Genomic DNA, 25,623 nt, shown 5'->3' with positions numbered 1-25,623 from the left:
TTGAAAGGGCGTGAGTAGTTTGGTAGTTCAATATGAAAAACTATTTAATAAAGTAATGCCTGTGTTAGCTATGAGGAAAGCTGATTTTCGTATGGAAGGTTTAAAAAGTATTACAGAGCAAGATATTTGGCGTTATTTAGTATTGAAAAAGTGGAAAAAATATAGCGAAGCAGATTTAGCTTTGCATAAGGTAATTGCAGATATTTTTTCTTTAACTGCTGCTCAGTATATGACCTTTAGCCAAGTGGAAGAACTAAAAACCTCAAATTGGTTTGCCCCAATTAATGAGGATGAATTAAAACTATTAATTGGAAGATAGATAAATGGGGTTTATACCTTTGAATGAGGTTTTATGCTCCATTTATAGTGTTGAAATGAAAAATTTCATTGACGATATTTTTCCTTTATCTGTATGTCAAAATAACATGGATATTGCTAAAACTCCTTCTAAAATGACAGAAAGTATCGAAGATTGATTTGACAGGTAGGCAATCGTGTTTCATAATAAACGTGTTATACATTCAAATTGAGAAAACGAAACAATAGAAGGAAAATTACAGAGAATGCTGCTTAAGTGGTGGATCAATCGCGTAATTGTGCATTTGTTTTGAACTAGGACAAACTTTTATACAAAGTAGTAATGGACATATGCACAACCATACATAACTTATGATTCGTTTGCTTCGGTCAGTAATTTTACTGCAAGTGTTTCCGCATGACTGGGTACTTTGTGCTTTCTCAAAACAGTAAATATAAGAGTTTTGTCAAAGAAAGTGGCCCACTCATGCCCGATTGGTTCAACTAATCAATCAGTAGAGATTAAACCTTTGCTGATTAAAGTTTCACTTTATTAGGAGGAAGTTTTAATGAAATTGAAAAGCCGAATCGTCGCGTTTCTACTGATTGTCGTTGTAATCGGCTCTCTTATGGGAACGACCGTAAAAGGCGTACTAAGTAACATTAACTTAGGCCTAGACTTGCAAGGTGGATTCGAGGTGCTTTATCAAGTTGAGCCGCTGAAAAAGGGACAAAAAATCACTGAAAGTGATGTCAAAGCTACTGCTGATGCGATCAGCAGGCGTGTCAATGTTCTCGGCGTAAGTGAACCGAGCATCCAAATAGAAAGCGGCGACCGAATCCGCGTTCAATTAGCGGGCGTCAAGGACCAAGAGTCAGCGCGTGATGTATTATCTAATCAGGCAAATCTTACTTTCCGCGATGTGAATGACAAAGTATTGCTTGACGGGAATGACCTTCAACAAGGCGGTGCTAAGCCATCTTTTGATGAACAGGGCCGTCCAATGGTTACCCTGAAACTGAAAGATCCGGATAAATTCGGACAAGTTACGAGCAAAATTGCAGCAATGGGTACACCAAATAACTTATTAGTCATTTGGCTAGACTTTGAAGAAGGCAAGTCTTCTTATAAGAAAGAAGCTGTTAAAGCAGATCCGCAATTCGTTTCTGCTCCACAAGTAACAAAGGAAATCAACTCTAAAGATGTCCAAATTACTGGGAGCTTTACTGTACAAGAAACGAAAGACTTAGCAGGTATTTTGAATGCCGGTGCTCTACCAGCGAAGCTGAAAGAAATGTACTCCACTTCAGTGGGAGCACAGTTCGGTGATGAAGCGCTAAAAAGCACGGTATTGGCTAGTGTCATTGGTGTAGCAGTTATCTTTATCTTTATGCTATTAGTCTACCGTTTACCAGGTTTAGTAGCAGACATTACGCTACTGATCTTTACATTTATCACATTAGTTATTTTTGATTGGATCAATGCTGTATTGACATTGCCGGGCATCGCAGCGTTAGTGCTTGGGATAGGTATGGCTGTCGATGCTAATATCCTTATGTATGAGCGGATTAAAGAAGAACTTCGTGTCGGCAAAACAGTCAAAGCCGCATTTAAATCAGGTTCTAAATCTTCGTTTACAGCTATTTTTGATGCCAATATTACGACATTGCTTGCAGCTGGCGTGTTATTTGCCTTAGGTGTAAGCTCTGTAAAAGGCTTTGCGACAACATTAATCATTTCTATTCTAGTCAGCTTCTTGACTGCAGTATGGGGTACACGTATCTTATTAGGATTACTGGTGAACAGCGGCTACTTAGATGGAAAAGTTCGATGGTTCGGCGTTAATCCAAAACGCGTTCATAAAATTGAAGAAGGCGTGGATACACTTGATTTAACAACACGTTTTGACCGTTTCGATTTTGTGCACAACCGCAATAAATTCTTTGCTTTGTCAGCAGTTTTAATCATTGCAGGGATGATTGTGTTAGGCATTTTCCGTTTGAATCTAGGTATTGACTTCTCTCACGGTTCTCGTGTAGAGGTCCAATCAGAGCATTCTCTCACAAAAGATGGTGTGAAGTCGTATCTTGATAAGGAAGGTTTCAAGTCGGATGATATCGTAATTTCTGGTAAGAATGACCGAGCTGTTATCCGTTATAAAGATGACTTCACAAAAGATGAAGTGAAACAGATGAAAGCGGACTTCAAGAAAGAATTTGGCCATGAGCCAGCAATCAGTACCGTGTCCCCTACAATCGGACAAGAACTGATGAAAAATGCGATCAAAGCATTAATCTATGCAGCGATCGGCATAATAATCTACGTTGCATTCCGATTTGAATGGCGAATGGGTGTTGGTGCGATTGTCTCGCTATTGCATGATGTATTCTTTATGGTGGCGATCTTTAGTTTATTCCGTATAGAAGTAGATATTACATTTATCGCAGCAGTACTGACTATTGTCGGTTATTCGATTAATGACACCATCGTTACATTTGACCGGATTCGTGAAAACTTGCACCGTGTGAATAAAATTAAGAGTCCAGATGAGTTGGCGCATATTGTAAACAAATCACTTCGTCAAACATTAGGACGTTCTGTAAATACAGTATTAACCGTAATTATCGTTGTAGTTGCGTTAATGATTTTCGGCGCAAGCTCTATCACTACGTTCTCGATCGCTTTATTGATCGGTTTAATTACAGGTATCTACTCTTCCATCTATATCGCTGCACAAGTTTGGTATGTATTGAAGGTGCGTGAGATGAAGAAAAAAGGTAATGTAGATGTAGGCAAAAAGAAAAAACAATGGGGCACAGACGAGCCTGTTGTGTAAAATTTTAATCCTTCCACTTGATGATGATCAGGTGGATGGATTTTTTTATATTTCTATAAATTTTTATAACGTTTTTACTGGAGTTGTTTTATAATCGAGCTTGACGCTATACCCAAAAATAGGAGACTACACTATGAAGAATAATAGATTGCTCATCAGTTTATTGAATACAATCGCGCTTTTAATTCTAGGCTTTCCTTATTTGGCAAAGGCAAGCAATCCTACAACTCAACAAGCTATGATTATTTATCGCAACTCAGTTGGAGAAAAACAGGTTTTAACTGCAGCAAAGCATGTAGACCAAAATTATCATCACTTACAGACAATTGCTGGCACTTTTAATAAAGCAGATATAAGAAAACTCAAAAAGAGCTCCTCAATCGTAAAAGTGGAAACATTGAAAAAGGATACACATCTCTTTTCAATGCCGGAGAAAAAACAAGGCAGTGAGGTACCATCAGCACTTAATTGGAATATGTCTTTAATCCATGCAAGCAATGCATGGACGAATGGACTTAGTGGTAAAAGTGTAAAAGTTGCACTCATAGATACAGGGGTGACCTCCAAAGTCAATTGGCCAAATGTATATCGCTATTCATTCGTTCAGGATGTACGTTCAACTTTAATAGACGAAAGTTCTCCTTATGATAACGATGGCCATGGTACCTTCATCGCAGGCATTCTATTAGGTAATGTAAGAAATAGCTTATTAGGTGTTGCGCCGGATATGTCACTATACAGTTTAAAAGTTTTTAAACCTGATGGAGCCCCCATTCAGGCAATATTAAAAGCGCTTGATTGGTCAATTGCACATAAAATAGATATTGTAAATCTATCACTTGGTATGAAAATGGATGATGCTATTTTACGGAATGCTATTGCAAAAACATCAAAAGCAGGTATCATCTTAGTGGCAGCAACGGGGAATGATGGAAATGGAAAAAATGTTGAATATCCTGCACGTTATAGCCAAGTCATTGCCGTCTCATCCATAGACAAGCAAAGCCTTATTTCACCTTTTTCGAATACGGGTACACAGATAGAGTTTGCAGCACCTGGTAACAGTGTTTATTCTACTGATCTGCAAGGAAATAGAAGATTAGGTTCAGGCACATCATTTGCCACGCCACATGTGACTGGTTTTCTCGCATTACTAAAGCAACAATATCCCCGCGCGACCAGTAGTCAATTAAGGAAAGCTCTACGGGACTATACAATTGATTTGGGTGTAAAGGGGAAGGATCCTTTCTATGGCTTTGGATTGATTGATTTCAGTCATCCTCTGCCGAATGACGTACAGGATATACAGATAAGCAATATTACCAGCTCTTCTGCAGTAGCTGTAATCAAAGCACCTAAAAGTCTGAATAGCGAAAGTGGAAACTACCGTATTTACTTAAACGGAAGCTATGTGAAAACTATCAATGCAGATCGCTATAAAATCACTAATTTGAAGAAAAAAACGACTTATAAAGTGCAAATCAAGACAAGAGGGAATGATGGAAGGCTATCGCCTGGAGTTGAAAAGACATTCCATACGCAATCCTAACAGGTAATTTTAGTATTGGTACAAGAGTGATAACTCTAGCATATAGAGGTCTTATTTTGGCCATTCTGCTTTCAATCTATAAGCTTTCTTCTGTATAATAGAATGATAGGGAGTGACGAAATGACAGCAACAGAGAAGAGATGGCGTATCAATCGCCCTGATGAACGACTTGTGGAAATGCTAGAAAAAGAGCTTCGCTTATCACCTATCTCAGCTAAAATATTAGTCGCACGCGGTTTTGACACTGTTGAATCTGCGCGTGCTTTTTTAATGGTCGATGAACATTCAGTCCACGATCCTTACGATATGTTTGGTATGCACGATGCAGTAGATCGTATAAAACAAGCGTTACAAAATAAAGAAAAAGTTTTAATATATGGGGACTATGACGCCGATGGCATTACAAGCACTACTGTTCTAAAAACAGCATTAGTAGATTTGGGAGCTGATGTCCATCACATTATTCCTAATCGTTTTATTGATGGATATGGACCAAGTGAGCGATTGTTTCGACAAGCATATGAAGATGGGTTTCAACTGATTATTACTGTCGATAATGGAATCGCCGGCAACCATGAAGTGCAAGTTGCTAAAGAGTTGGGGATGGATATCATAGTGACAGATCACCATGAGCCTGGTGAGGAGTTGCCTAATGCAGATGTGATTATCCACCCGAGACATCCGAATGGCCATTATCCTTTTGGAGAGCTTGCTGGTGTAGGGGTAGCATTTAAAGTAGCACATGCGCTCTACGGTAAGTTGCCGCACCATCTCCTTCCCTTTGTCGCGATTGGTACAGTTGCCGATTTGGTGCCCTTATTGGATGAAAATCGTTATTTAGTGAAATCGGGGATAGAAGGGCTTCAACAATCTAAACACCCTGCTATTCAAGCACTTTGCCAAATTGCTGGTGTTAAAGCACAAGATATTGATGAAGAGACAATAGGTTTTGGTTTTGCTCCACGGCTAAATGCATTAGGAAGACTCGGAGATGCTGCACCGGGGGTCGACTTCTTAATGACGCAGGATAAAGAAGAAGCACAGTCTATGGCGAACTATTTAAATGAACAAAATAAAGAACGCCAAGCAATCGTGGCAAATATTACCGAGCAGGCAATTGAAATGGTGGAGAATGATTCTGAGATAGGCAATGCAAAAGTACTGGTCATAGCTGATGAAGGTTGGAACCCAGGTGTTGTTGGTATAGTCGCATCAAGGCTTGTAGAAAAATACTATAAACCGGCAATTATACTTTCAATAGATCTCGAAAAAGGGACTGCTAAAGGTTCTGCCCGCAGTATTGAAGGCTTCCATATGTATAAGGAGCTTGCGAAAAATAGCGAAATATTGCTAGCATTTGGCGGTCATCCCATGGCAGCAGGAATGACGCTTGCTGTAGAAGAAATTGATGAGCTCCGCATCCGCCTTGATGAACAAGCGAGGGCAGGTTTAACAGATGAAGACTTTACTCCAGTCCTAAATATTGACATTCCACTTGCTGTAGAGGAAATTGACGTTACTTCTATTGAAGATGTACGTCGTTTGTCTCCATTTGGTACTAGTTTTGCAAAGCCAGTCTATGCGATTGAAAATGCGACAATCCAGTCAATGCGCAAAATTGGAGCAGACGAGAATCATATCAAACTCCAAATCGCATCCAGGAGTGGCGATTTAGATGCAGTTGGTTTTCATAAAGGGTATTTGGCCGATGAATTGACGTATGGCATTAAAATAAATTTTGCAGGCGATTTGCAGATCAACGAATGGAATGGCCGGAAAAAACCCCAGCTTATGCTTGCTGATGTCCAAACAGATGAATGGCAATTATTTGATTTACGGGGCATCCGCCAAGTTTCGAGATGGCTTCAGAGTATTCCTTTAGAAAAAGTAACATTTATCGCTTTTCAAAACAGAACCCAGCAGTATTTTGATTCCCTCATACCTGCTGAAATAATGATTTATGAAGATAAAATGACTCCGCAGCATATAGAAAATTATGTTGTGCTGCTCGATTTACCAACAAACGCTTCACTGCTCGAAAAATTATTAGAAGAAGCAAATCCAAGACGTGTATATGCCCATTTTTATATTCCAGAGTCACATTATTTTGATGCTATGCCGACAAGAGAGCAATTTGTTTGGTACTATTCCTTCCTAAAGAAAAGGCGTACATTCCATCTGAGAGAACATTTAATGGAATTGGCAAAACATAAAGGCTGGAGCCGTGATTCGTTAATTTTTATGACACAGGTGTTTTTTGAACTAGGATTTGTTACAATAGAAAATGGTCTCGCTCAAATTGTGGACAATCCACCGAAAAAGGATTTAACAAGCGCGAACATTTATCAAGAACGGCAGCAGCAAATGGAATTGGAACAAACTTTATTGTATGCGCCTTATAAGGATTTAAGAGAGTGGTTTGACTTGCGGATGAAGAGTCAAACAGTTTCTGAGGAGGAACATAGCAAATGGATTTAAAACAATATGTGACAATCGTAGAGAACTGGCCAAAAGAAGGCATCTCTTTTAAAGATATCACTACAATTATGGATAATGGTAAAGCATATAAATATGCAACTGACCAAATTGTCGACTATGCTAAAAAAGTGGGCGCTGAATTAATCGTAGGTCCAGAAGCTCGTGGCTTTATTACAGGATGCCCTGTTGCTTATGCACTTGAGATTGGTTTTGCTCCAGTTCGTAAACCCGGCAAATTGCCACGTGAAGTCATTTCAGCTGATTATGGCTTAGAGTATGGCAAGGATACTTTAACTATGCATAGCGATGCTGTAAAACCAGGCCAAAAAGTGCTGATTGTCGATGATTTATTAGCGACTGGCGGAACAGTGGAAGCTGCAATTCGCTTAGTAGAAGAATTAGGCGGCGTTGTGGTAGGCTGCGCGTTCCTTATTGAACTAGAAGAACTTCATGGTCGCGATAAAATTGAAGGGTATGACGTCTTCACTTTAATGCAATATTAATCTTTTATAATAGCGAGTCTGTGGTCAAGTAGATTATAGACTCGCGAAATTTGTCGAAATATCAATATTTCGGGAGTAATAGCCTTTACAAACAGGCTATTTTTTTTATACAATTAACTTTATACTCAATCGGCAAATTTATGAAATAAGGTGGGCAATCATGGCGAAAGATCAAGTGATGACAGTCGAAGAAGTTTTCGCAATACTCTCATCATATATGAATGATGAACATGTAGCATTTGTAAAAAAAGCATACGAAGTGGCAAAAGAAGCGCATAAAGAGCAATTTAGAAGCTCTGGTGAGCCATATATCCTGCACCCTGTGCAAGTTGCGGGCATTTTAGCTGATCTCCAAATGGATCCAGAGACAGTAGCAGCGGGCTTTTTACACGATGTCGTAGAAGATACATCTGTTACGCGCGAAAACCTTGTGGAAGAATTCAATGAAGAAGTCGCCATGCTTGTAGATGGCGTGACGAAATTAGGGAAAATCAAATATAAATCTAAAGCAGAACAGCAAGCTGAAAACCATCGCAAAATGTTTGTCGCTATGGCCCAAGATATCCGAGTAATTTTGATTAAATTAGCGGACAGACTACATAATATGAGAACGTTAAAACACTTACCTGTAGAGAAACAGCGCCGTATTTCAAAAGAAACACTCGAAATATTCGCTCCACTAGCACATCGCTTAGGAATTAGTGCGATTAAATGGGAGTTAGAGGATACAGCTTTACGCTACTTGAATCCTCAGCAATATTATCGAATTGTCAACTTGATGAAAAGAAAACGCGTAGAACGTGAGAATTATTTACAATCAGTCATGGATGAAATCAACGATCAGTTAGGTGAAATCCATATCCATGCAGAACTTTCAGGCAGACCAAAGCATATTTACAGTATTTACCGGAAAATGTCTATGCAAAATAAACAATTCAATGAAATATACGATCTTTTAGCCGTGAGGGTAATTGTAGATAGTATTAAAGATTGTTACGCAGTTCTAGGTACAGTCCATACTCTTTGGAAACCTATGCCAGGACGATTTAAAGATTATATCGCTATGCCAAAACAAAATCTTTATCAGTCGTTGCATACAACTGTGATTGGTCCATATGGCGATCCGCTTGAAGTCCAAATTCGCACGAAAGAAATGCATAAGATAGCGGAATTTGGGGTCGCTGCACACTGGGCTTACAAAGAAGGTAAAAATGTTGATCAAAGCAAATCGAATATTGACAATAAATTAACATGGTTCAGAGAAATTCTTGAATTCCAAAATGAATCATCGAACGCTGAAGAATTTATGGAATCGCTAAAATTTGATTTGTTTTCTGACATGGTTTATGTATTCTCGCCTAAGGGTGATGTAATCGAATTGCCTGCAGGTTCTGTTCCTATCGACTTTGCTTACCGTGTCCATTCAGAGATCGGTAATAAAACCATTGGTTCAAAAGTGAATGGTAAGATGGTGCCCCTAGATACGAAGTTGAATACAGGCGATATTGTTGAGATTATGACTTCAAAACAATCGTTTGGTCCAAGCCGTGACTGGTTGAACATAGCCCAATCATCTCAAGCGAAACATAAAATTAAGCAGTTCTTCAAAAAGCAATTACGCGAAGACAATGTGACTAAAGGGCGCGAAATGATTGAAAAAGAGATTGCTGAGCAAGACTATGATCCAAAAGAAATATTAACACCTGAAAACTTTAAACGCGTATGTGAAAGATTAAATTATGCCAGTGCAGAAGAGATATTTGCGGCAGTTGGATTCAATGGAATGACGGCTGTACAAGTAGTCAACCGCTTATCTGAACCTTTGAGAAAGCAACGTAGTCAAGAAGAAACGCTGGAAAAAATCACAAAAGAAATGAAAGTGCCTCAAAAAGAAAAAGTAACCGAAACAGGCGTTGTAGTAAAAGGTTTGGAAAATTTATTGATTCGTTTGTCTCGATGCTGCAATCCGGTGCCGGGTGATGATATTGTCGGTTTTATTACTAAAGGGCGAGGAGTTTCTGTGCATCGTGCAGATTGTCCTAATATTAAAGCTGAGGATCAAGAACGGTTGATTGATGTTGAATGGAGCAAAAACCTAGAATCAGAACAAAAACTATTTGATGTAGATATTGAAATATCAGGTTTTGATCGTGAAGGTTTGCTGAACACAGTGATTCAAGTAGTCACTGAAACCAAAACGCCAATTATTGCAATTAGCGCACGTACTGATCGGAATAAGATTGCAACAATCAATATGACGTTGAAAATTCGCCATATCCATAACCTGTATAAAGTGGTAGAACGCATTAAACAAATTCCAGATATTTATCTAGTGCAACGTGTCATACATTAAAATTGGAGTGACGATTACATGAGAGTAGTAGTACAACGAAGCAAAGAAGCCTCCGTTACAGTGGACGGAAAAGTAACAGGAAGCATTGAACAGGGCTTTGTTTTGTTAGTCGGCATTACACATGGAGATACGAAAGAGGATGCAGACTTTATTGCTAAAAAAATCGCTAAAATGCGCATTTTTGAAGATGAAAACGGCAAAATGAATCTTTCGATAAAAGAGTATGGTGGAGCAATTCTTTCCATTTCGCAATTTACTTTATATGCGGATACCAAGAAAGGAAATCGTCCAAGCTTTACAGACGCTGCCCGGCCTGAAGAAGCTCATCTTTTATGGGAGTATTTCAACAGCACTCTATTTGCGCTCGGCTTACATGTCGAAACTGGCATCTTCGGTGCTATGATGGATGTGAAGCTGACCAACAGTGGACCAACAACTATAATTATTGATTCAAAAACCCGATGATTTAAAATCCTCGGGTTTTTTTCTCTCTTCGGATAATGGTAGGTAGAGGAAGTGTAAAATAACTTATTTAAAGTGAAATGAAGTTATAGAACAATATTAGCCCCTAATTGTTACATAAGATGGTGTTTCTTCCTGGACAACGATTCCCAGAAAAACATCGTCTGAAACATAAAAAACTAAATGTTGTAAGCAAATTCTTCGATCTTTTTCATTTACTAAAATTCTACAATCCTAGCAACTATTTTTTTGCTAAAAATCAACGAATAAAACCTAACACCAGAGTCAGCTAAACTGGCTTAAATATGATAAAATCTTGTATATACCATTACGGAAAGTTGTGAAGAAGATTGGAAAGCCAAACGTATGCAATTGTAGATTTAGAAACAACAGGTCATTCCTCACAACAAGGGGACCGGATCATTCAAATTGCCATAGTCTTGATGAAAGACTGGGAAATACTATCAACCTATACGACCTTCATTAATCCTGAGCAAAGAATTCCTTATTTTATTCAGGATTTGACACATATTTCTGAAAAAGAAGTAAAAAATGCCCCTACCTTCGAAGAAAAAGCAGAAGAAATATATGAAATACTACAGGATACAGTATTTGTGGCTCATAACACCGACTTTGATTTGCCATTTTTACAAGCTGAGTTTAAAAGAGCAGGATTGCCTAATTGGGTTGGAAAGCATTTAGATACAGTAGAGCTGGCTAAAATTTTATTCCCAACAGCCTATAGCTTTAAACTTCAAGATTTAGCACTAGAGCTTGGGATAAGATTAGCTAATGCACATAGAGCAGATGATGATGCAACCGCGACAGCATATTTATTAAAGGCATGTTGGCAAAGGCTTTTAGCACTGCCTTTATTGACTCTTGAACAGCTTCATGAGCGTTCTTTTCAACTTAAATCTAATATTTCAAGATTGTTGTTAGATGCTATTCATATAAAAAGAACTCAACAGAGTACCACTACGGATCATCATTTTTATTATCGACGTTTAGCGTTGAAGCAGCCGCCTAATGATGGAGAAGATATACAGGAAGTCATTGATTATCCCGTAACCTTTCAAGAAAAGAAGCAACTTTTTGAAAAAGCTTTTCAACACTTTGAAGTGAGAGAAGATCAATTCAAAATGATGGATAAGGTGTGGGAAGCCCTCCTTAATAAAGAGGAAATTATGACAGAGGCCTCTACAGGAATTGGCAAAACACTCGCATATTTAATCCCTTCCATTATTTATGCAAAAAAATATCATTGTACGATGGCAATTAGTACATACACATCTCATTTACTTGATCAATTATTGCAAGAAGAATTGCCGAAGGCCGAGTCAATATTACAGAATAAGGTGTCAGCTGTTATCGTAAAAGGGATGGATAATTATATTGATTTAGATCGTTTTTGCGATTTGCTTGAGGTAAAGGATGTTTCTTACGATGAGAATTTCACCAAATTACAATTGATTGTCTGGCTCCAAGACACAGAAACAGGAGATTTAAGTGAAGTAACACTAACAGGTGGCGGAAAGTATTTCGTCGATAAAATAAGGCGGATGGAAACAACTGCGGAAAACAGGAGAAGAAAACCGACTTTTGATTTTTATTTGCAAACACTCCATGCGTGCAAAAAAGCAGATTTAATCATTACAAATCATGCTATGGTGCTTGCTGATTTAAATCGGCCTGACCCAGTTTTTAAAAATGTGAATGGATGGATTTTGGATGAAGGCCATCAATTTATCCAAGCGGCGACAAATCGAGCGGAAAAAGTCTTTTCATACTCTAAATGGAAGCATTTGTTTGGCCAGTTAGGTTCATCCGAATCAAGCGGAATTGAACATCCATTCTATCTTAATTTAGTGAGCAGCCATACAATGTCAACAAGACAGCTAACAGCATTGGATGAGCAATTTAAAGACTTAACTTCGTTGTTTGATAAGTCGATTTTGGCCTTGTTAAGAGGACTGCCTTCTGAAAAAACAAAAAAAAGCCATCATAAACAAAGCTACTTACTATCAAAGCTTAATTTACAGGCGACTATATTTAAAGAGTATAGCTATCGGTTGAATCAATGGCTTTCACTTGCCAACTATATGACCAATGCTTATTTGCGTTATCCTGATGAATTATCGACAAAGCAAAAGGTACATCTTGCTGATTGGCAATACCAAATGAATGAGCTGCAGGTCTATCTAGCTGAATGGGACTCAATTTTTTTGCAACAGATTGAAAATGATGCTGCTTGGATGGAGCTAGACCTAAGAAACCTTCCAGGCAGTGTACATGTCTATAAAAGACCAGCAGAAGTGGAAGATTCAGTAGCTGGAATTTTCCAATCCTTCCGTCAGACTGCTGGTATCATTTGGGCATCAGGGACGTTAACGGTACCTAAAAATCCACGATTTATTGCAGATCAATTGGGTCTAGAAAAGACAGTTCCGCTACACCAATTCCAAGCTCCATCGTCTTATTATAGCGGTGCAAGCGTCTATGTTGTAGAGGATATGCCGGACATACAGAATGTATCTCAAACTGTTTATATTGAATCTGTTGCAGAAGCGATAGTCCAGACGGTGCTAGCAACAAATGGCAGATGTTTTGTATTATTTACATCACAAGACATGCTTCGAAAAACAGTTGATCTTATACAAGAAACTGGTACTCTGGATGATTATATGTTGTTTGCACAAGGTATGTCTTCGGGGAGCAGGATGCGACTTCTAAAGATGTTCCAGCGTTTCGAGCGTTCAGTGCTGTTTGGAACTAATAGCTTCTGGGAAGGTGTAGATGTTCCTGGTGACGCACTATCTGCTGTCATCGTTGTACGGTTACCTTTTTCTTCACCTGAAGATCCATACTTTAAAGCACGTGCCGCAAGAATTACCCAAAAAGGGGATAATTCGTTCTATAAACTATCACTCCCAGAAGCAATTTTACGCTTCAAACAGGGCTTTGGAAGATTAATCCGATCATCTGAGGATAAGGGTGTTTTAATAGTGCTCGACAGGCGTATAGAAACCAAATCCTACGGTAAAGAATTTACAAATGCATTGCCAAATGTGCCTGTGAAAAAGGTAACGCTCGATGCTATGGTTTTAGAATTGGAAAATTGGTATAATAGCTAGTCTAAATGAAGTAGGTTTCTTGGAGCTGAAGACTATGATTCAACTCCAAGAAGCAAGCTCCATATCCAAAGTAAAATAAACAAAGAAATATAAGGTGATTGTATGAAAAATTGGATAAAATTCTTCGCTATATTTTTCCCGCTGTTAGCTCTCACAATTCTTGTGATTGTTGGATGGAAAGCATTTTCGCCTTTCTATCAAACAGAGAAAACTGCGAAAGCGGCAGTTTTGCATAAGCAAGAACTGTCATCCGTCACGGAGTCGTATGTATACCATGGAAAAGAATCTTATGTGACGGTGATTGGTAAAGATAGCTCAGGTAAAAGAAAAGCACTGATTGTGTCACAAGAGAATAAGAAGGAAAAACCAACAGGAATTTATTTGAAAGATGGGATTTCTAAAAAAGACGCAATAGCTGAAGCATCTAAAAAAGGGGATGTGAAAGAAATTCTTCACGCCAAACTAGGTATCGAAAAGCCTGGAGTTGTTTGGGAAATCACCTACAAAAATAAAAAGGGTCAATTGAATTATGTATATATCCTCTTTGAAGATGGTCGTTGGTGGAAACGTTTAACGAATCTATAGAAAAAATGTAGATGATTAATATGATTGGAACTTTGATTGGGTAAAAAACAGGAGTTCTTAAAGAATTTATCCTTTTTACACGAAATTTGCTGAGAATTTGTATATAATGGTGTTATAGTATTCGACACTTCACGTTTCCTTTGAGGATTCAAGGCGACAGAAACCGTAGGTATTGAATTAGTCCATTGTGATTACTAACTTAGGTAACGGCTGATTCTTTTCACTAATATTCATAGTTTTGATGTGCGTAGAAACGATTAAAAAAGTTTTTCTTATAAATTGTTTCGGCTTAATGAATTGCGGCTTAGCCTTTACTTCAATTAGAATTGTGAGTGTAAGAATTTCGTCGCTTATGTGATGAGAAGTTCAATGAAGTTGCTTATTATGATTTTTAAAATTATCATAATAGATATTTAGCATGCTGGAGGACAATATGAAAAAAATTTCTATTCAAGACATGCCAAAACATGTCGGCGAAACAGTAAAAATCGGCGCTTGGCTAGCAAATAAAAGATCAAGCGGAAAAATCGCTTTCTTGCAATTACGTGATGGCTCTGGCTTTGTTCAAGGAGTTGTTGTAAAAGCGAATGTGAGTGAAGAAACTTTTGCTGCGGCAAAATCTATTTCACAAGAAAGCTCTTTATATGTGATTGGTGAAGTAACTGAAGATACTCGTTCTTCTTTCGGTTATGAGCTACAAATACAAGAAATTCAAGTAGTTTCAGAAGCTCATGATTATCCTATTACACCTAAAGAACATGGTGTTGAATTTTTAATGGACCACCGTCATATTTGGTTGCGTTCAAAAAAACAACATGCCATTATGGTAGTACGAAATGAAATCATTCGTGCAACGTACGAGTTCTTTAATGGAGAAGGATTTAAAAAAGTGGATCCGCCTATCCTAACAGGTTCTGCTCCTGAAGGAACTTCAGAATTATTCCATACAAAATATTTTGATCAAGATGCATTCCTTTCACAATCTGGGCAACTATACTTAGAAGCTGCAGCTATGGCGTTAGGAAAAGTATTCTCATTCGGCCCAACTTTCCGAGCTGAAAAATCAAAAACACGTCGCCATTTAATTGAGTTCTGGATGATTGAAGGCGAAATGGCATTCTATGAGCATGATGAATCGCTAGAAGTACAGGAACAATATGTTGCATATATCGTGCAATCTGTTCTTAAAAATTGCAAACTAGAATTAGAATTACTTGGACGCGATACTACCAAGTTAGAGAATATACAAGCTCCATTCCCACGTATCTCATACGATGAAGCAATTGAATTATTGCATGAAAAAGGATTTGACGATATTCAATGGGGTGAAGATTTTGGTGCTCCGCATGAAACAGCAATTGCTGAACACTATGATAAACCTGTATTTATCACATGTTACCCAGTAGGCATTAAGCCGTTCTATATGCAACCTCACCCAGAACGCAATGATGTTGTATTATGTGCTGACTTAATTGCCCCAGAGGGTTATGGAGAGATCATTGGCGGTTCAGAACGTATCTATGATTATGAACTAATGAAACAACGTATAGCGGAACATGGTTTGGATGAAGAAGCTTATGCATGGTATTTAGATTTAAGTAAGTACGGTGCTGTTCCTCACTCGGGCTTTGGATTAGGCTTAGAGCGTACAGTTGCCTGGATTACTGGCGTTGAGCATGTTCGTGAGACAATTCCGTTCCCACGTCTACTTAACCGTATTTATCCTTAATAAATTTTAATTTTCAAGGCATGGCAAGAAGAATCGCATTTGCGCTTCTTCTTGTTCTATTTAGTGACTAAAAGGGAGGAGTTCTTGAAATGAAAGAAACGGAACGGCTCCAAGTATGGATTGAGCAGGGAAATGTAACCATTTCTCAGCTTTTTTTTCAATTCTACAAATTGCTTCAGATTTCGGATGAAGAAGCCATGCTGATCATGCATTTAAATGCATTTCAAGAAAGCGGCAATTCATTTCCGACACCAGCTAATATTGCGGAACGTATGACGATGAGTGAAGATATGATCGCTACAAATATGCAACGGCTTATGCAAAAAGGGTATATGGAAATACATCAAAAGTTGGACGAGCAAGGTGTTTTATATGAAGTAATAAGTCTGATGCCACTTTGGAAGAGAATACTTGATTATATGACCACTCAAAATCAAAAAGATGAAACTACTAATGAAAAGTTAAAAGAGGGACAATTATTTCAACTTTTTGAGCAGGAGTTTGGACGTTTTTTATCGCCAATGGAAACAGAAATGATTTCTATGTGGCTAGATCAAGATCGTCATACACCAGAGGTTATCCGAAAAGCTTTAATGGAAGCAGTACTTTCTCAAAAGTTAAGTCTGCGCTATATCGATCGCATTTTATTTGAATGGAAGAAAAATCATGTTAAAACGATTGAAGATGCAGAGAAACATTCGAAGAACTTTCGTAAAAATACTGTAAAAACAACCAAGGATTATCAAGCCCCTAAAGAATCAGACATAAAGAAACCAAATAATAATATACCTTTTTACAATTGGCTTGATCAACAAAAGTAAAAGGGGAGGGTTAGAATGTTATCAAAAAAACAATGGACATACTGTTTAGAAGAAATGGATAAGATGTTCCCAGAAGCACATTGCGAACTAATTCATAGTAATCCTTTCGAGCTTACTATCGCTACGTTGCTTTCTGCTCAATGTACAGATGCTCTTGTCAATAAAGTCACACCATCTCTATTTCAAAAGTATAAAAGACCAGAGGATTATTTAGCGGTCCCAGTAGAAGAGCTTGAACAGGATATCCGTTCTATAGGTTTATTTCGCAGTAAAGCTAAAAATATCCAAAAGCTATGTCAAAGACTTTTAGAGGTCTATCAGGGAGAGATTCCAGATACACGCGAGGAATTAGTGACGTTGCCTGGGGTAGGGAGAAAGACAGCAAATGTTGTATTGTCAGTTGCTTTTATGCAACCGGCATTTGCAGTTGATACACATGTAGAAAGAGTGACGAAACGTCTAGGATTGTGCAAATGGAAAGATAGTGTGCTACAAGTGGAAGAGACGGTCATGAAGAAGACCCCACCGGAAAGGTGGTCTAAAGCACATCATCAACTTATATTCTTTGGTCGTTATCATTGTAAAGCGCAAAGACCACAATGCCACATTTGCCCATTACTTGAGCTTTGCCGCGAAGGACAAAAGCGATTAAAGAAAGGTCTTGTCAAGAATGATTGAATGTAAGAAAGAAGCAATAGAGAAAGATCGTGTAGACGAATGGTTTCAGCAATGGCTGACATTAGAAAAAAAAATCCATGCAACGCATTCAAAACGTGAAAACGCAAAAGCTTATATGTTAGAAGCAATTCTTTTATATGAAGGATTCATCATTCAAGCTTCTAAAACATCAGAGCAACAACTGATCAATGAAACATATGAAGTATTGCCGATTAATGGGTTAGAAAGATTGGCCTTTATTAAAAATAGGCCAGGTCAATATGCTTGCTATCGCCAACTGGCTGAATTGTTTGGTGAAACGAAGAAAAGGTGTGCTAGGTTAAGGCTTAAATATGCTAAGTGAAAATTGTATTATAATCCACTATTTTGTATTTATGAACAACTAAAAAAGCGTGAGAGATTTGATCTCTCACGCTTTTTTTATTCATTTAATGATCTTGATCATTTTGAGAGTTCCCTCTGTTCCCTCTGTTATTGTTTGAATTATTCTCCTGACCATTGTTGCTATTTTCATTCCTATTACCGTTACCCTGACCATTTCCCACACTATTTGTATGAGCATTTACCTGTTCGTCATTTGCGTTACCATCATCTTGACCATTGTTGTCACCGGGTTCCTGTTCCTGAGCTGGAGGCTCGTTTTCATTCTCATCTCCTGGCTGTTCTTCTTCAGTTGGTGGAGTAGGCTGTTCAACCTCACCTGGTTGCTCTGGTGACTCATTTTCATCAGTCTTAGGTTCTTCCGGTTCTTTTTCAGGTGCTTTTATTTGAATCGATGTTGTAGCAGCCTCACTTGTTTTGCCATCCATTACTGCGACTACAGAAAATACATAAGTTTTGCCATCTTCTGGACCACCATATGTGTAAGATGTATTCGATGTTTCTGTTAAGGACTGGCTACCTCCGCCATCTACCGAAACAGATACCTTATACCTTACTGATTGATCTTCTGGATGATCATGTGACCAAGATAAATTAACTGCCTTTGCATTTTCATCATAAGTTGCTTTTAAACCAGAAGGTGCATGAAGCTCTTGGTCTTCTTTTTTCTCTTCTTCTGTGTCTTTATTCTCAGCAACTGGTTGTTGACCTTTTACATAAAGCTCATTGCCTACTCTTACGACAGAATTAGGCTGCTTGAAATTAGGAGTTTCTTTATTGGCTGATATCTGAGACATAATCGTTTTAAATAGTTTTTGAGGAAGCAATTTCTCCTCGTTTGTCGTAATTGGTGATTTATAGTCAGTATAACCGCCCCAAACAGCGATTGAATAATTGGTTGTATAACCTGCAAACCATGAATCTGGCACGGCAGAAGCAGGAAGTCCATATTCACTGAATTGAGCAGTACTATAGTTGGTTGTACCCGTTTTCCCTGCTACATCAAGGCCTGGAATTCCAGCTGCTGAACCACTCGCACCGTATTTAGAACTTACCACATCACGGAGCATGTCAGTTACCATGAATGCTGTATAGTCGCTCATGGCAGGTACAGGATCAGGCGTATACGACTTGGATGTTTTGCCGTCTCTGTATACAATTTTCTTAATTGCATGCGGTGCTGTGTAAATACCATTATTACCAAATGCAGCGTAGGCGCTAGCCATTTCGATAGGAGTCAAGCTAATGTTCCCGCCACCAATTGCATCGGCTTCATATAATTCATTTGTGTTAATGCCAAGATTTTTAACAAAAGCTTTAGCTTTGTCTGCACCAACTTCTTTAAATGTTTTGACAGCTGGTATATTTCGAGAGTTATATAATGCTTGGCGAATCGTAACAGAACCTTTATATTGATGGTCAAAGTTGTTAATTGGTTGGCTTGAGCCCGTATAATTCATTGGTTCATCCACAATTGTTTTGCCAGTTGACCATTTTAAATTCTCAATAGCAGGACCATAATCTACTAACGGTTTCATCGTAGAACCTGGTTGACGTTTGTTCAATGCCTCTGCATAGTTGAAGCCACGTTCAGGACCGTAGTTGCGACCGCCACCAACAGCGACAATTGCACCTGTTTTAGTATCAATAACAGATAGGCCAGCTTGAATATCTTTAGTAGGGAAGTTAGTGCTATTATTCATTGTGCTTTCAACTACTTTTTGTGCGTTTGTATCAAGTGTCGTATAGACGCTTACGCCTTCCTCTAACGCTTTTTCATCTTTATTTTCACTTAGTTCTTTTAATACAACATCAATGAAGGCATCGTATTTAGACGCAGTAGTCTGTCTCTTGCTTTCAGGGAGAAGACCTTTTTTGATGTCTACTTTTCGTGCTTTTTCCATCTGTTCTTTAGTAATGACTTTATGCTGATACATTAAGCCTAAAACAATATTACGACGTTTTTCTGCTCGATCCGGATTTTTAAACGGATTGTAGGCGTTTGGCGCTTGTGGCATGCCGGCAAGCAAGGCCTTCTCGTCTAATGTTAGATCTTTTAAATTTTTCCCATAAAATTTCTTGGCTGCTGTCCCAAAGCCAAATGTTTGCCCGGACATCAACACCTTATTGAAGTACATTTCAAAAATCTCTTCTTTTGAATACTCGCGTTCCAATTGGATTGCAAGGTAAGCTTCTTGGGCTTTACGTTTAAGTGTTTTACCGTTATTTAAGAAAGAGTTTTTGATCACTTGCTGAGTTAAAGTACTGCCGCCTTGTGCGCCAAAACCAAACCTAAAGTTGGCAAGCACGGCCCCTCCAAGACGAACAAAGTCGATTCCGTGGTGCTTGAAGAATCGAGAATCCTCTGTTGCTAAAATGGCATCACGCATATCTTTTGGAATATTGTCATAATCGACATGTTCGCGTTCTTGATTCCCCATTGTATAGAAGACCTTACCATTTGAATCAAAGAATTTAGTTGAAACAGGGTCTTTTAGCAACTCTTCATCTAATTTAGGCGCTTGCGCCGCATAAATGGCAAAAATAGATGCGCCAATTACAAATAATGCTATACCTAACGCTAAAACAGCGATTATAATCTTTTTGAACAAAGAACGATTTGGTTTTTTACCATTGCTTTTTTGTTTGTTGCCCCTTCTTTTTTGTTCTTCTAGTTGCTTTCGCTGTTTCCGTGAATTAACTTGTTGATCCACAGTATTTCCTCACTTTCTCATAACTTAAATTCAAGCTATGGTAGCAATGTTGTGATTGCCTTTAAATAATCTAATCGAGGGGTAAGCCCAAGGTGTATTTCGATAGCTTGCTCCTCAAAATCAGATAACGGAATAGATTTTCTTCCGCCATCCAACATGCGTTTCCATGCTGCTAACAGCATGTCACATGGTACTATAAAATAACGATCTAAGGAAGTAAAGCGTACAATTAAGAAACTGATTCCTTGTTGATTCGCTATGCCCTCCATATGTTTGACCTGATGAGCATGGACGTTTTTTAAAGGGAAAGAAGTCTTATTTTCTGTCTCTTTTGCATCAAAGTCAATATAGGCCCCATTAAAAACACCGTTGTAATCCGTTGTAGATGGTGTGCGAAAATAGGCTTCGCGTATAACAGCAGCGCTTCTGGATGGATACTCTACTTTGACGATTTGAACAGGAACAGGTTTCTTATGAATTACCGCAATGTTTCTGTGCAGATAATAAACGTTGGTTTCATCAATATAATCTTCCAATGACTTACCCCGATTACTATAAGAGATGTTTTTCTCTTTCATCGTTTTTTTACTTTCGTCTGGCGTAGGAGCCGTGTATTTTTTTCCATTCGGATATCGAATTGCCATAATACCACCTCGTCTGCCATCTATCATACCACAAACACGAAGATAAACATTTGACAAATACATTGTCGGAATTTAAAAAATTAAACTTTAATCGTCGAATGAACACTTGTTTTGTCCACTTCCCCGAATTTAGTAATCAACATGGTAATGTAATAGCAAGGGGGCGATAATATGCGGAAAATTGATCACTTATTGAATCTAATTGAAATGGTAGATGAACTTTTACGGAATAGGGTGAACCACGAAGAAGAGATGTATACCAAAACGCATGAAAAAAATATAGCACTTGTAGCAAACCGCCTTGATATGATAGAAGAACAGAAAGAATATTTGTTCGCTGTTAAGTAGTAAAAGACAAATATATTTGTTAAAATAAAAACAGCTAGAAACATGCAGTTCAATAAACACTGCGCGTAATAAAGAAATTAAACTCTAAATGAAATGAAAACCTTGTTAAACAGGTTGATGAAATGTAATAAATTAATTAGTTCATATAAATTAAACGGAGATGTGAATGATGATTGAAAAGATGACAGAAGAATTACTAAATGAATGTAAAGAAAGCTGGCAACGGTTTTTAAATATGCGAGAAACAAACACATCTCCGGACTTTTTTAAGGAAGTTAAGCCATATGCTGACGCATACCATGCAAAATTAGCCATTTGGCAAGCGGAAGTAGAGAAATGGATTGATCTCCATAAACCAAAACATGTCCATAAAATTCAAATAAAAAATGCAGTCGATGCGATGGATCAATTTATTGTCCAATCTTTTTTTCAGCAAACCAGCAGGAAAAGGCTCTATCAATCTATTCAATCTGTTACCTATACATTGGAAACATTGCAGCGAACGTTAAAAAAGGATGATACAGATGCTTAATAAGAAAAAAAACATTCAGGAATTGCTTGAAGAATGGCAACGAAGTAAAGAAATGCAAGACCGAGTTGAATATGTACACACAATTCCAGCAAAACAAGCAGATTTAGTCAAACTGCCAAGCAATTTGCATCCATCATTGAAAAAAGCGTTAGAAAAAAGAGGAATAGACCAACTGTATGCTCATCAACGGCAAGCATTTGACTATGCAATGAAGAACGAATCCTTTACTGCCGTAACGCCTACAGCTTCTGGAAAATCTTTATGCTACCATTTACCCGTGCTGCAATCAATCATGGAAGATCGAACAGCAAGAGCCCTCTATTTATTCCCTACCAAAGCTTTGGCACAAGACCAAAAAAGCGATTTAAACAAGTTAATAGAAGACAGTGAAGAAGAAATATTAAGTTATACATACGATGGAGATACAGCGCCTGGTATCCGGCAAAAAGTCCGAAAAGCAGGCCATATTGTGATGACGAATCCGGATATGCTGCATTCAGGGATACTGCCGCATCATACAAAATGGGTTTCATTATTTGAGAATTTGCAGTATATCGTTGTAGACGAATTGCATACGTATAAAGGGGTCTTTGGTTCACATGTCGCTCATGTGCTAAGGCGCCTTTTACGTATTTGCCATTTCTATGGTAGCCATCCGACTTTTATTTGCACTTCGGCTACTATCAAAAATCCGCGAGAACTTGCTGAAAACCTAACCAATACAGTCCATAAACTGATTGCAAAAAATGGTGCGCCTGCAGGTAAAAAAACATTTTTGTTTTATAACCCGCCCATTATCCATCCGACATTTGGTGTGAGAAGAAGCGCAATACTTGAAGTGCGAGACTTGGCAAGGGAATTATATAATGCAAGAATACAAACAATCATCTTTGCTAAGAGCAGAGTGCGTGTTGAGATGCTAGTCACCTATATGAAATCCTTAACCGTAAAAAAAATTCACGATGAAAGTATTAGGGGATATAGAGGAGGCTATTTGCCATCAGAACGTAGGGCGATAGAGAAAGGGCTTAGAGATGGTACCATCCAATGTGTTGTATCGACGAATGCTTTAGAGCTTGGTGTAGATATTGGTCAGTTGCAGGCATGTATCATGACTGGGTATCCAGGCAACATCGCCAGTGCTTGGCAACAAGCAGGCCGTGCTGGCAGACGACAGGATGATGCGTTAATCATTTATGTAGCGCAATCAACTGCCTTAGACCAATACATTATCAAAAATCCATCATATTTATTTGAAAGCTCGCCGGAGGAAGCGCGCATCTATCCAGAGAATATACTTATATTAATGGACCATCTAAAATGTGCAGCATTCGAGTTACCTTTTCAAGAAGGTGAAAAATATGCTGAGTTCGAAATAGATGATTTTCTAGACTACCTTTGCGAAGAAGGCATTCTAGTGAAATCTTCGGATAAATGGCATTGGATGAGCGACAGTTTTCCCGCACATGATATTAGTTTGCGCTCTGCCTCTCAGGAAAATGTAGTCATTATTGACCAAACTATTCCTGCCCATACAAAAGTGATTGGGGAGATGGATAGATACAGTGCAATGACATTACTGCATGAAGAGGCAATATACCTACACCAAGGCACCCAATATCAAGTTGAAAAATTGGATTGGGAAGAAAAGAAGGCTTATGTTACAGAAGTGGATGTAGATTATTTTACAGATGCAAATTTAGCGGTAGAATTAAAGGTAATAAGTGAAGATAAAGAACGAACAATAGGTCATCTTCAAGTCGGTTTCGGTGATATAATGACACTTGCCACTGCAACCATCTTTAAAAAAATTCGTTTTGGTACACATGATAATATCGGTAGCGGTCCCATTCATTTGCCGCCTGAAGAATTGCATACAAGCAGTACATGGCTGTCGTTTGACCAACCAGAAAGCTGGAAGGAAGATGACTTAACAAATGCTATGACGGGTGTTGCCTACGCAATGAATAGTTTTATTCCTTTATTTTTGCAAAGCGATATTAGCGATGTACATGTTGTTCCGCAAGTAAAAGCGACTCATATAGGCAAACCAGCATTCTTCGTCTATGATAAATATCCAGGCGGAATAGGTCTTAGTGAACGGGTTTTTGATTTATGGGAAGAGTTGATTGAACATGTTTACAGTCATGTCGCAAGCTGTCCTTGCACAAATGGTTGTCCTTCGTGTATCGGAGCCCAAGACTTAGAAGGCGAAGGCAAGAAACAAGTACTCTCATTTTTACAAATGATCTCACATGCAGAAATGGATGATTAATCTTGTCATACGAAAATAAAATACTCCAGATGAAAAAAATGATTAAAAAATCCTCTTCAAAAGCGGAAGAGAAAAAAACGCCATTTGCAAAACCAAGTGACCCTGCCTATACAAAAGACTGGGAAATGGCAGGACTGAAAAGAATAGAGAATCAATTTGGAATGGTTTTCTTACTTGAAACCCATTATCCACTTGAGACGAAACATGGAGATTTCCTCCTAGGAGATCTATATAATGCATTCCGATTATGGAGCATGCCTGATAATTCACATCCAATAGAACTTACAAAAGACGATCAACTTATTTTTTATGATACTGAAACAACAGGATTGCGTGGCGTTGGAACACAGATCTTCCTCAATGGAATATTAGAAGTATCACAAGCTGGATTTATACTAAAGCAATATGTTTTAGCTGAACCAAGCCATGAAACAGCATTTTTATATGAATCTAAGCTTTGGGAACCCAATAAAACGCTTGTCACATACAATGGAAAGAGCTTTGATTGGCCTCAACTCCAAACGCGTTTTACGTTGCATAAAAAAGATTTGCCGAGCTTGCCTGAACAAAGGCATATTGATCTTTTACATGGTTCCAAAAGAATTTGGAAAAATGATCTTTCACGTATGAAATTAACGCAAATAGAAGAGGAAAAATTAGGCTTCAAACGGGTTGGGGATATTCCTGGGTATCTGGCACCAATCATTTATTTAGATGCAATTAAAAGCGGTAATCCTGATGCCTTGCTGAAGGTGTTAGATCATAATAAATATGATTTATTATCATTGGTTACCCTATACATCCATGCTACAAATTTATTGTGTGAAAGTGAAGAGAATGAATCATCTACTACTATTACAAATATCGGAAAGTGGTATGGTGATCTTTCTGACTATGAAAAAGGTAGCAGAGTATTAGAAAAGGTAACAAACCAATTTAATAGTAATGAAGCAGGCTATGCTCATTATCATTTGGCGTTTCAGAGAAAAAAACAACATCTCTATGAAGAGGCATACCAATCTTTTATGAATGCAGTTCCTTTTCTTAAAGAACATGAACAGCTTATTGCATATATAGAGCTCGCAAAAATAGATGAGCATAGGCATAAAAATTACCAATCAGCTCTCTATTATGCGTATAAAGCAGAGCAGTCCCTAAATAATATGCAAAGTCTGGATAGAGAGAAAAAACTGAAAAAGTTTAATGAAATTAGCCATAGGCAACTGCGGTTAAAAAAGAAGCAATCATTGCACGGGAAATAAAAGGAACGACGAATGAATTATGCTATAATGTTGAGACAGAC

Annotated in this window: 19 protein-coding genes; 17 read left to right on the top strand and 2 right to left on the bottom strand. The window is 38.2% G+C overall.

Features of this window, described 5'->3' with window-relative positions; all coding sequences use genetic code 11:
* Window positions 1-19 precede the first annotated feature (19 nt).
* From F0527_RS09855 to F0527_RS09795, 13 genes are all read left to right on the top strand, one after another.
* Window positions 20-319: a post-transcriptional regulator gene (locus F0527_RS09855; protein WP_066788457.1), complete on the top strand. Its 300-nt coding sequence runs from the start codon at window positions 20-22 to the stop codon at window positions 317-319.
* Between the two features lie 547 nt (window positions 320-866).
* On the top strand, window positions 867-3,134 hold the full coding sequence (gene secDF / locus F0527_RS09850) for a protein translocase subunit SecDF (protein WP_150284691.1): 2,268 nt from the start codon (window positions 867-869) through the stop codon (window positions 3,132-3,134).
* Window positions 3,135-3,267: 133 nt separating this feature from the next.
* A complete protein-coding gene (locus tag F0527_RS09845; RefSeq protein WP_150284690.1) occupies window positions 3,268-4,683 on the top strand; it encodes a S8 family serine peptidase in 1,416 nt (471 codons plus the stop codon).
* Window positions 4,684-4,803: 120 nt separating this feature from the next.
* Window positions 4,804-7,161 carry a single-stranded-DNA-specific exonuclease RecJ gene (gene recJ, locus F0527_RS09840; RefSeq protein ID WP_150284689.1) on the top strand — a complete coding sequence of 786 codons (2,358 nt, stop codon included), beginning with the start codon at window positions 4,804-4,806 and terminating at the stop codon, window positions 7,159-7,161.
* Complete coding sequence (locus F0527_RS09835; protein ID WP_066788449.1) at window positions 7,152-7,664, top strand: adenine phosphoribosyltransferase; 513 nt, start codon at window positions 7,152-7,154, stop codon at window positions 7,662-7,664. The genes recJ and F0527_RS09835 overlap by 10 nt, the downstream gene beginning before the upstream one ends.
* Before the next feature lie 160 nt (window positions 7,665-7,824).
* Window positions 7,825-10,017 carry a RelA/SpoT family protein gene (locus tag F0527_RS09830; protein WP_150284688.1) on the top strand — a complete coding sequence of 731 codons (2,193 nt, stop codon included), beginning with the start codon at window positions 7,825-7,827 and terminating at the stop codon, window positions 10,015-10,017.
* 18 nt (window positions 10,018-10,035) lie between these two features.
* The gene (gene dtd / locus F0527_RS09825; RefSeq protein WP_066788445.1) at window positions 10,036-10,482 is read left to right on the top strand and encodes a D-aminoacyl-tRNA deacylase; all 447 of its coding nucleotides are present in this window, start codon (window positions 10,036-10,038) and stop codon (window positions 10,480-10,482) included.
* Between the two features lie 347 nt (window positions 10,483-10,829).
* The gene (gene dinG, locus F0527_RS09820; protein WP_150284687.1) at window positions 10,830-13,613 is read left to right on the top strand and encodes an ATP-dependent DNA helicase DinG; all 2,784 of its coding nucleotides are present in this window, start codon (window positions 10,830-10,832) and stop codon (window positions 13,611-13,613) included.
* Between the two features lie 102 nt (window positions 13,614-13,715).
* Complete coding sequence (locus tag F0527_RS09815; RefSeq protein WP_066788439.1) at window positions 13,716-14,198, top strand: cell wall elongation regulator TseB-like domain-containing protein; 483 nt, start codon at window positions 13,716-13,718, stop codon at window positions 14,196-14,198.
* Between the two features lie 433 nt (window positions 14,199-14,631).
* Window positions 14,632-15,927, top strand: coding sequence for an asparagine--tRNA ligase (gene asnS / locus F0527_RS09810; RefSeq protein ID WP_066788436.1), 1,296 nt, complete (start codon window positions 14,632-14,634; stop codon window positions 15,925-15,927).
* Between the two features lie 89 nt (window positions 15,928-16,016).
* Entirely contained in the window at window positions 16,017-16,748 is a 732-nt protein-coding gene (locus F0527_RS09805; protein WP_150284686.1) for a DnaD domain-containing protein, read from the top strand.
* Between the two features lie 15 nt (window positions 16,749-16,763).
* Window positions 16,764-17,426 (top strand): endonuclease III, encoded by a 663-nt coding sequence (gene nth, locus F0527_RS09800; RefSeq protein WP_147195764.1) that lies wholly within the window; start codon window positions 16,764-16,766, stop codon window positions 17,424-17,426.
* The gene (locus F0527_RS09795) at window positions 17,419-17,769 is read left to right on the top strand and encodes a YpoC family protein (RefSeq protein ID WP_150284685.1); all 351 of its coding nucleotides are present in this window, start codon (window positions 17,419-17,421) and stop codon (window positions 17,767-17,769) included. Before nth ends, F0527_RS09795 begins: the two co-directional genes overlap by 8 nt.
* A gap of 85 nt (window positions 17,770-17,854) precedes the next feature.
* On the opposite strand, the gene F0527_RS09790 is transcribed toward F0527_RS09795, so the two are convergent.
* Complete coding sequence (locus F0527_RS09790; protein ID WP_150284684.1) at window positions 17,855-20,521, bottom strand: PBP1A family penicillin-binding protein; 2,667 nt, start codon at window positions 20,519-20,521, stop codon at window positions 17,855-17,857.
* A 35-nt stretch (window positions 20,522-20,556) separates the two neighbouring features.
* Window positions 20,557-21,165, bottom strand: a complete 609-nt coding sequence (recU, locus tag F0527_RS09785; protein ID WP_150284683.1) for a Holliday junction resolvase RecU — start codon at window positions 21,163-21,165, stop codon at window positions 20,557-20,559.
* Window positions 21,166-21,336: 171 nt separating this feature from the next.
* On the opposite strand from recU, the gene F0527_RS17080 reads away from it, so the two are divergent.
* The 4 genes from F0527_RS17080 to F0527_RS09770 all read left to right on the top strand — a co-directional run bounded on the left by F0527_RS17080 (window position 21,337) and on the right by F0527_RS09770 (window position 25,582).
* The gene (locus F0527_RS17080; protein ID WP_184117458.1) at window positions 21,337-21,513 is read left to right on the top strand and encodes a hypothetical protein; all 177 of its coding nucleotides are present in this window, start codon (window positions 21,337-21,339) and stop codon (window positions 21,511-21,513) included.
* Window positions 21,514-21,679: 166 nt separating this feature from the next.
* On the top strand, window positions 21,680-22,045 hold the full coding sequence (locus tag F0527_RS09780) for a YppE family protein (RefSeq protein ID WP_223823552.1): 366 nt from the start codon (window positions 21,680-21,682) through the stop codon (window positions 22,043-22,045).
* Window positions 22,038-24,320, top strand: a complete 2,283-nt coding sequence (locus F0527_RS09775) for a DEAD/DEAH box helicase (RefSeq protein WP_150284682.1) — start codon at window positions 22,038-22,040, stop codon at window positions 24,318-24,320. The genes F0527_RS09780 and F0527_RS09775 overlap by 8 nt, the downstream gene beginning before the upstream one ends.
* Before the next feature lie 2 nt (window positions 24,321-24,322).
* Window positions 24,323-25,582 (top strand): ribonuclease H-like domain-containing protein, encoded by a 1,260-nt coding sequence (locus tag F0527_RS09770; RefSeq protein WP_150284681.1) that lies wholly within the window; start codon window positions 24,323-24,325, stop codon window positions 25,580-25,582.
* The last annotated feature ends 41 nt before the right edge of the window (window positions 25,583-25,623 follow it).

Source organism: Rummeliibacillus sp. TYF-LIM-RU47 (genome assembly GCF_008638315.1).
GTDB lineage: Bacteria > Bacillota > Bacilli > Bacillales_A > Planococcaceae > Rummeliibacillus > Rummeliibacillus stabekisii.
The sequence above is the reverse complement of the archived record's forward strand: the minus strand, read 5'-3'. Positions and strand labels throughout refer to the sequence as shown.

Coding starts and splice junctions, on each gene's coding strand:
- F0527_RS09845 (WP_150284690.1), top strand. CDS start 3,268: ATGAAGAATAATAGATTGCTCATCAGTTTATTGAATACAATCGCGCTT.
- F0527_RS09830 (WP_150284688.1), top strand. CDS start 7,825: ATGGCGAAAGATCAAGTGATGACAGTCGAAGAAGTTTTCGCAATACTC.
- F0527_RS09835 (WP_066788449.1), top strand. CDS start 7,152: ATGGATTTAAAACAATATGTGACAATCGTAGAGAACTGGCCAAAAGAA.
- F0527_RS17080 (WP_184117458.1), top strand. CDS start 21,337: ATGCGGAAAATTGATCACTTATTGAATCTAATTGAAATGGTAGATGAA.
- F0527_RS09795 (WP_150284685.1), top strand. CDS start 17,419: ATGATTGAATGTAAGAAAGAAGCAATAGAGAAAGATCGTGTAGACGAA.
- secDF (WP_150284691.1), top strand. CDS start 867: ATGAAATTGAAAAGCCGAATCGTCGCGTTTCTACTGATTGTCGTTGTA.
- F0527_RS09775 (WP_150284682.1), top strand. CDS start 22,038: ATGCTTAATAAGAAAAAAAACATTCAGGAATTGCTTGAAGAATGGCAA.
- dtd (WP_066788445.1), top strand. CDS start 10,036: ATGAGAGTAGTAGTACAACGAAGCAAAGAAGCCTCCGTTACAGTGGAC.
- nth (WP_147195764.1), top strand. CDS start 16,764: ATGTTATCAAAAAAACAATGGACATACTGTTTAGAAGAAATGGATAAG.
- asnS (WP_066788436.1), top strand. CDS start 14,632: ATGAAAAAAATTTCTATTCAAGACATGCCAAAACATGTCGGCGAAACA.
- recU (WP_150284683.1), bottom strand. CDS start 21,165: ATGGCAATTCGATATCCGAATGGAAAAAAATACACGGCTCCTACGCCA.
- F0527_RS09805 (WP_150284686.1), top strand. CDS start 16,017: ATGAAAGAAACGGAACGGCTCCAAGTATGGATTGAGCAGGGAAATGTA.
- F0527_RS09815 (WP_066788439.1), top strand. CDS start 13,716: ATGAAAAATTGGATAAAATTCTTCGCTATATTTTTCCCGCTGTTAGCT.
- recJ (WP_150284689.1), top strand. CDS start 4,804: ATGACAGCAACAGAGAAGAGATGGCGTATCAATCGCCCTGATGAACGA.
- F0527_RS09780 (WP_223823552.1), top strand. CDS start 21,680: ATGATGATTGAAAAGATGACAGAAGAATTACTAAATGAATGTAAAGAA.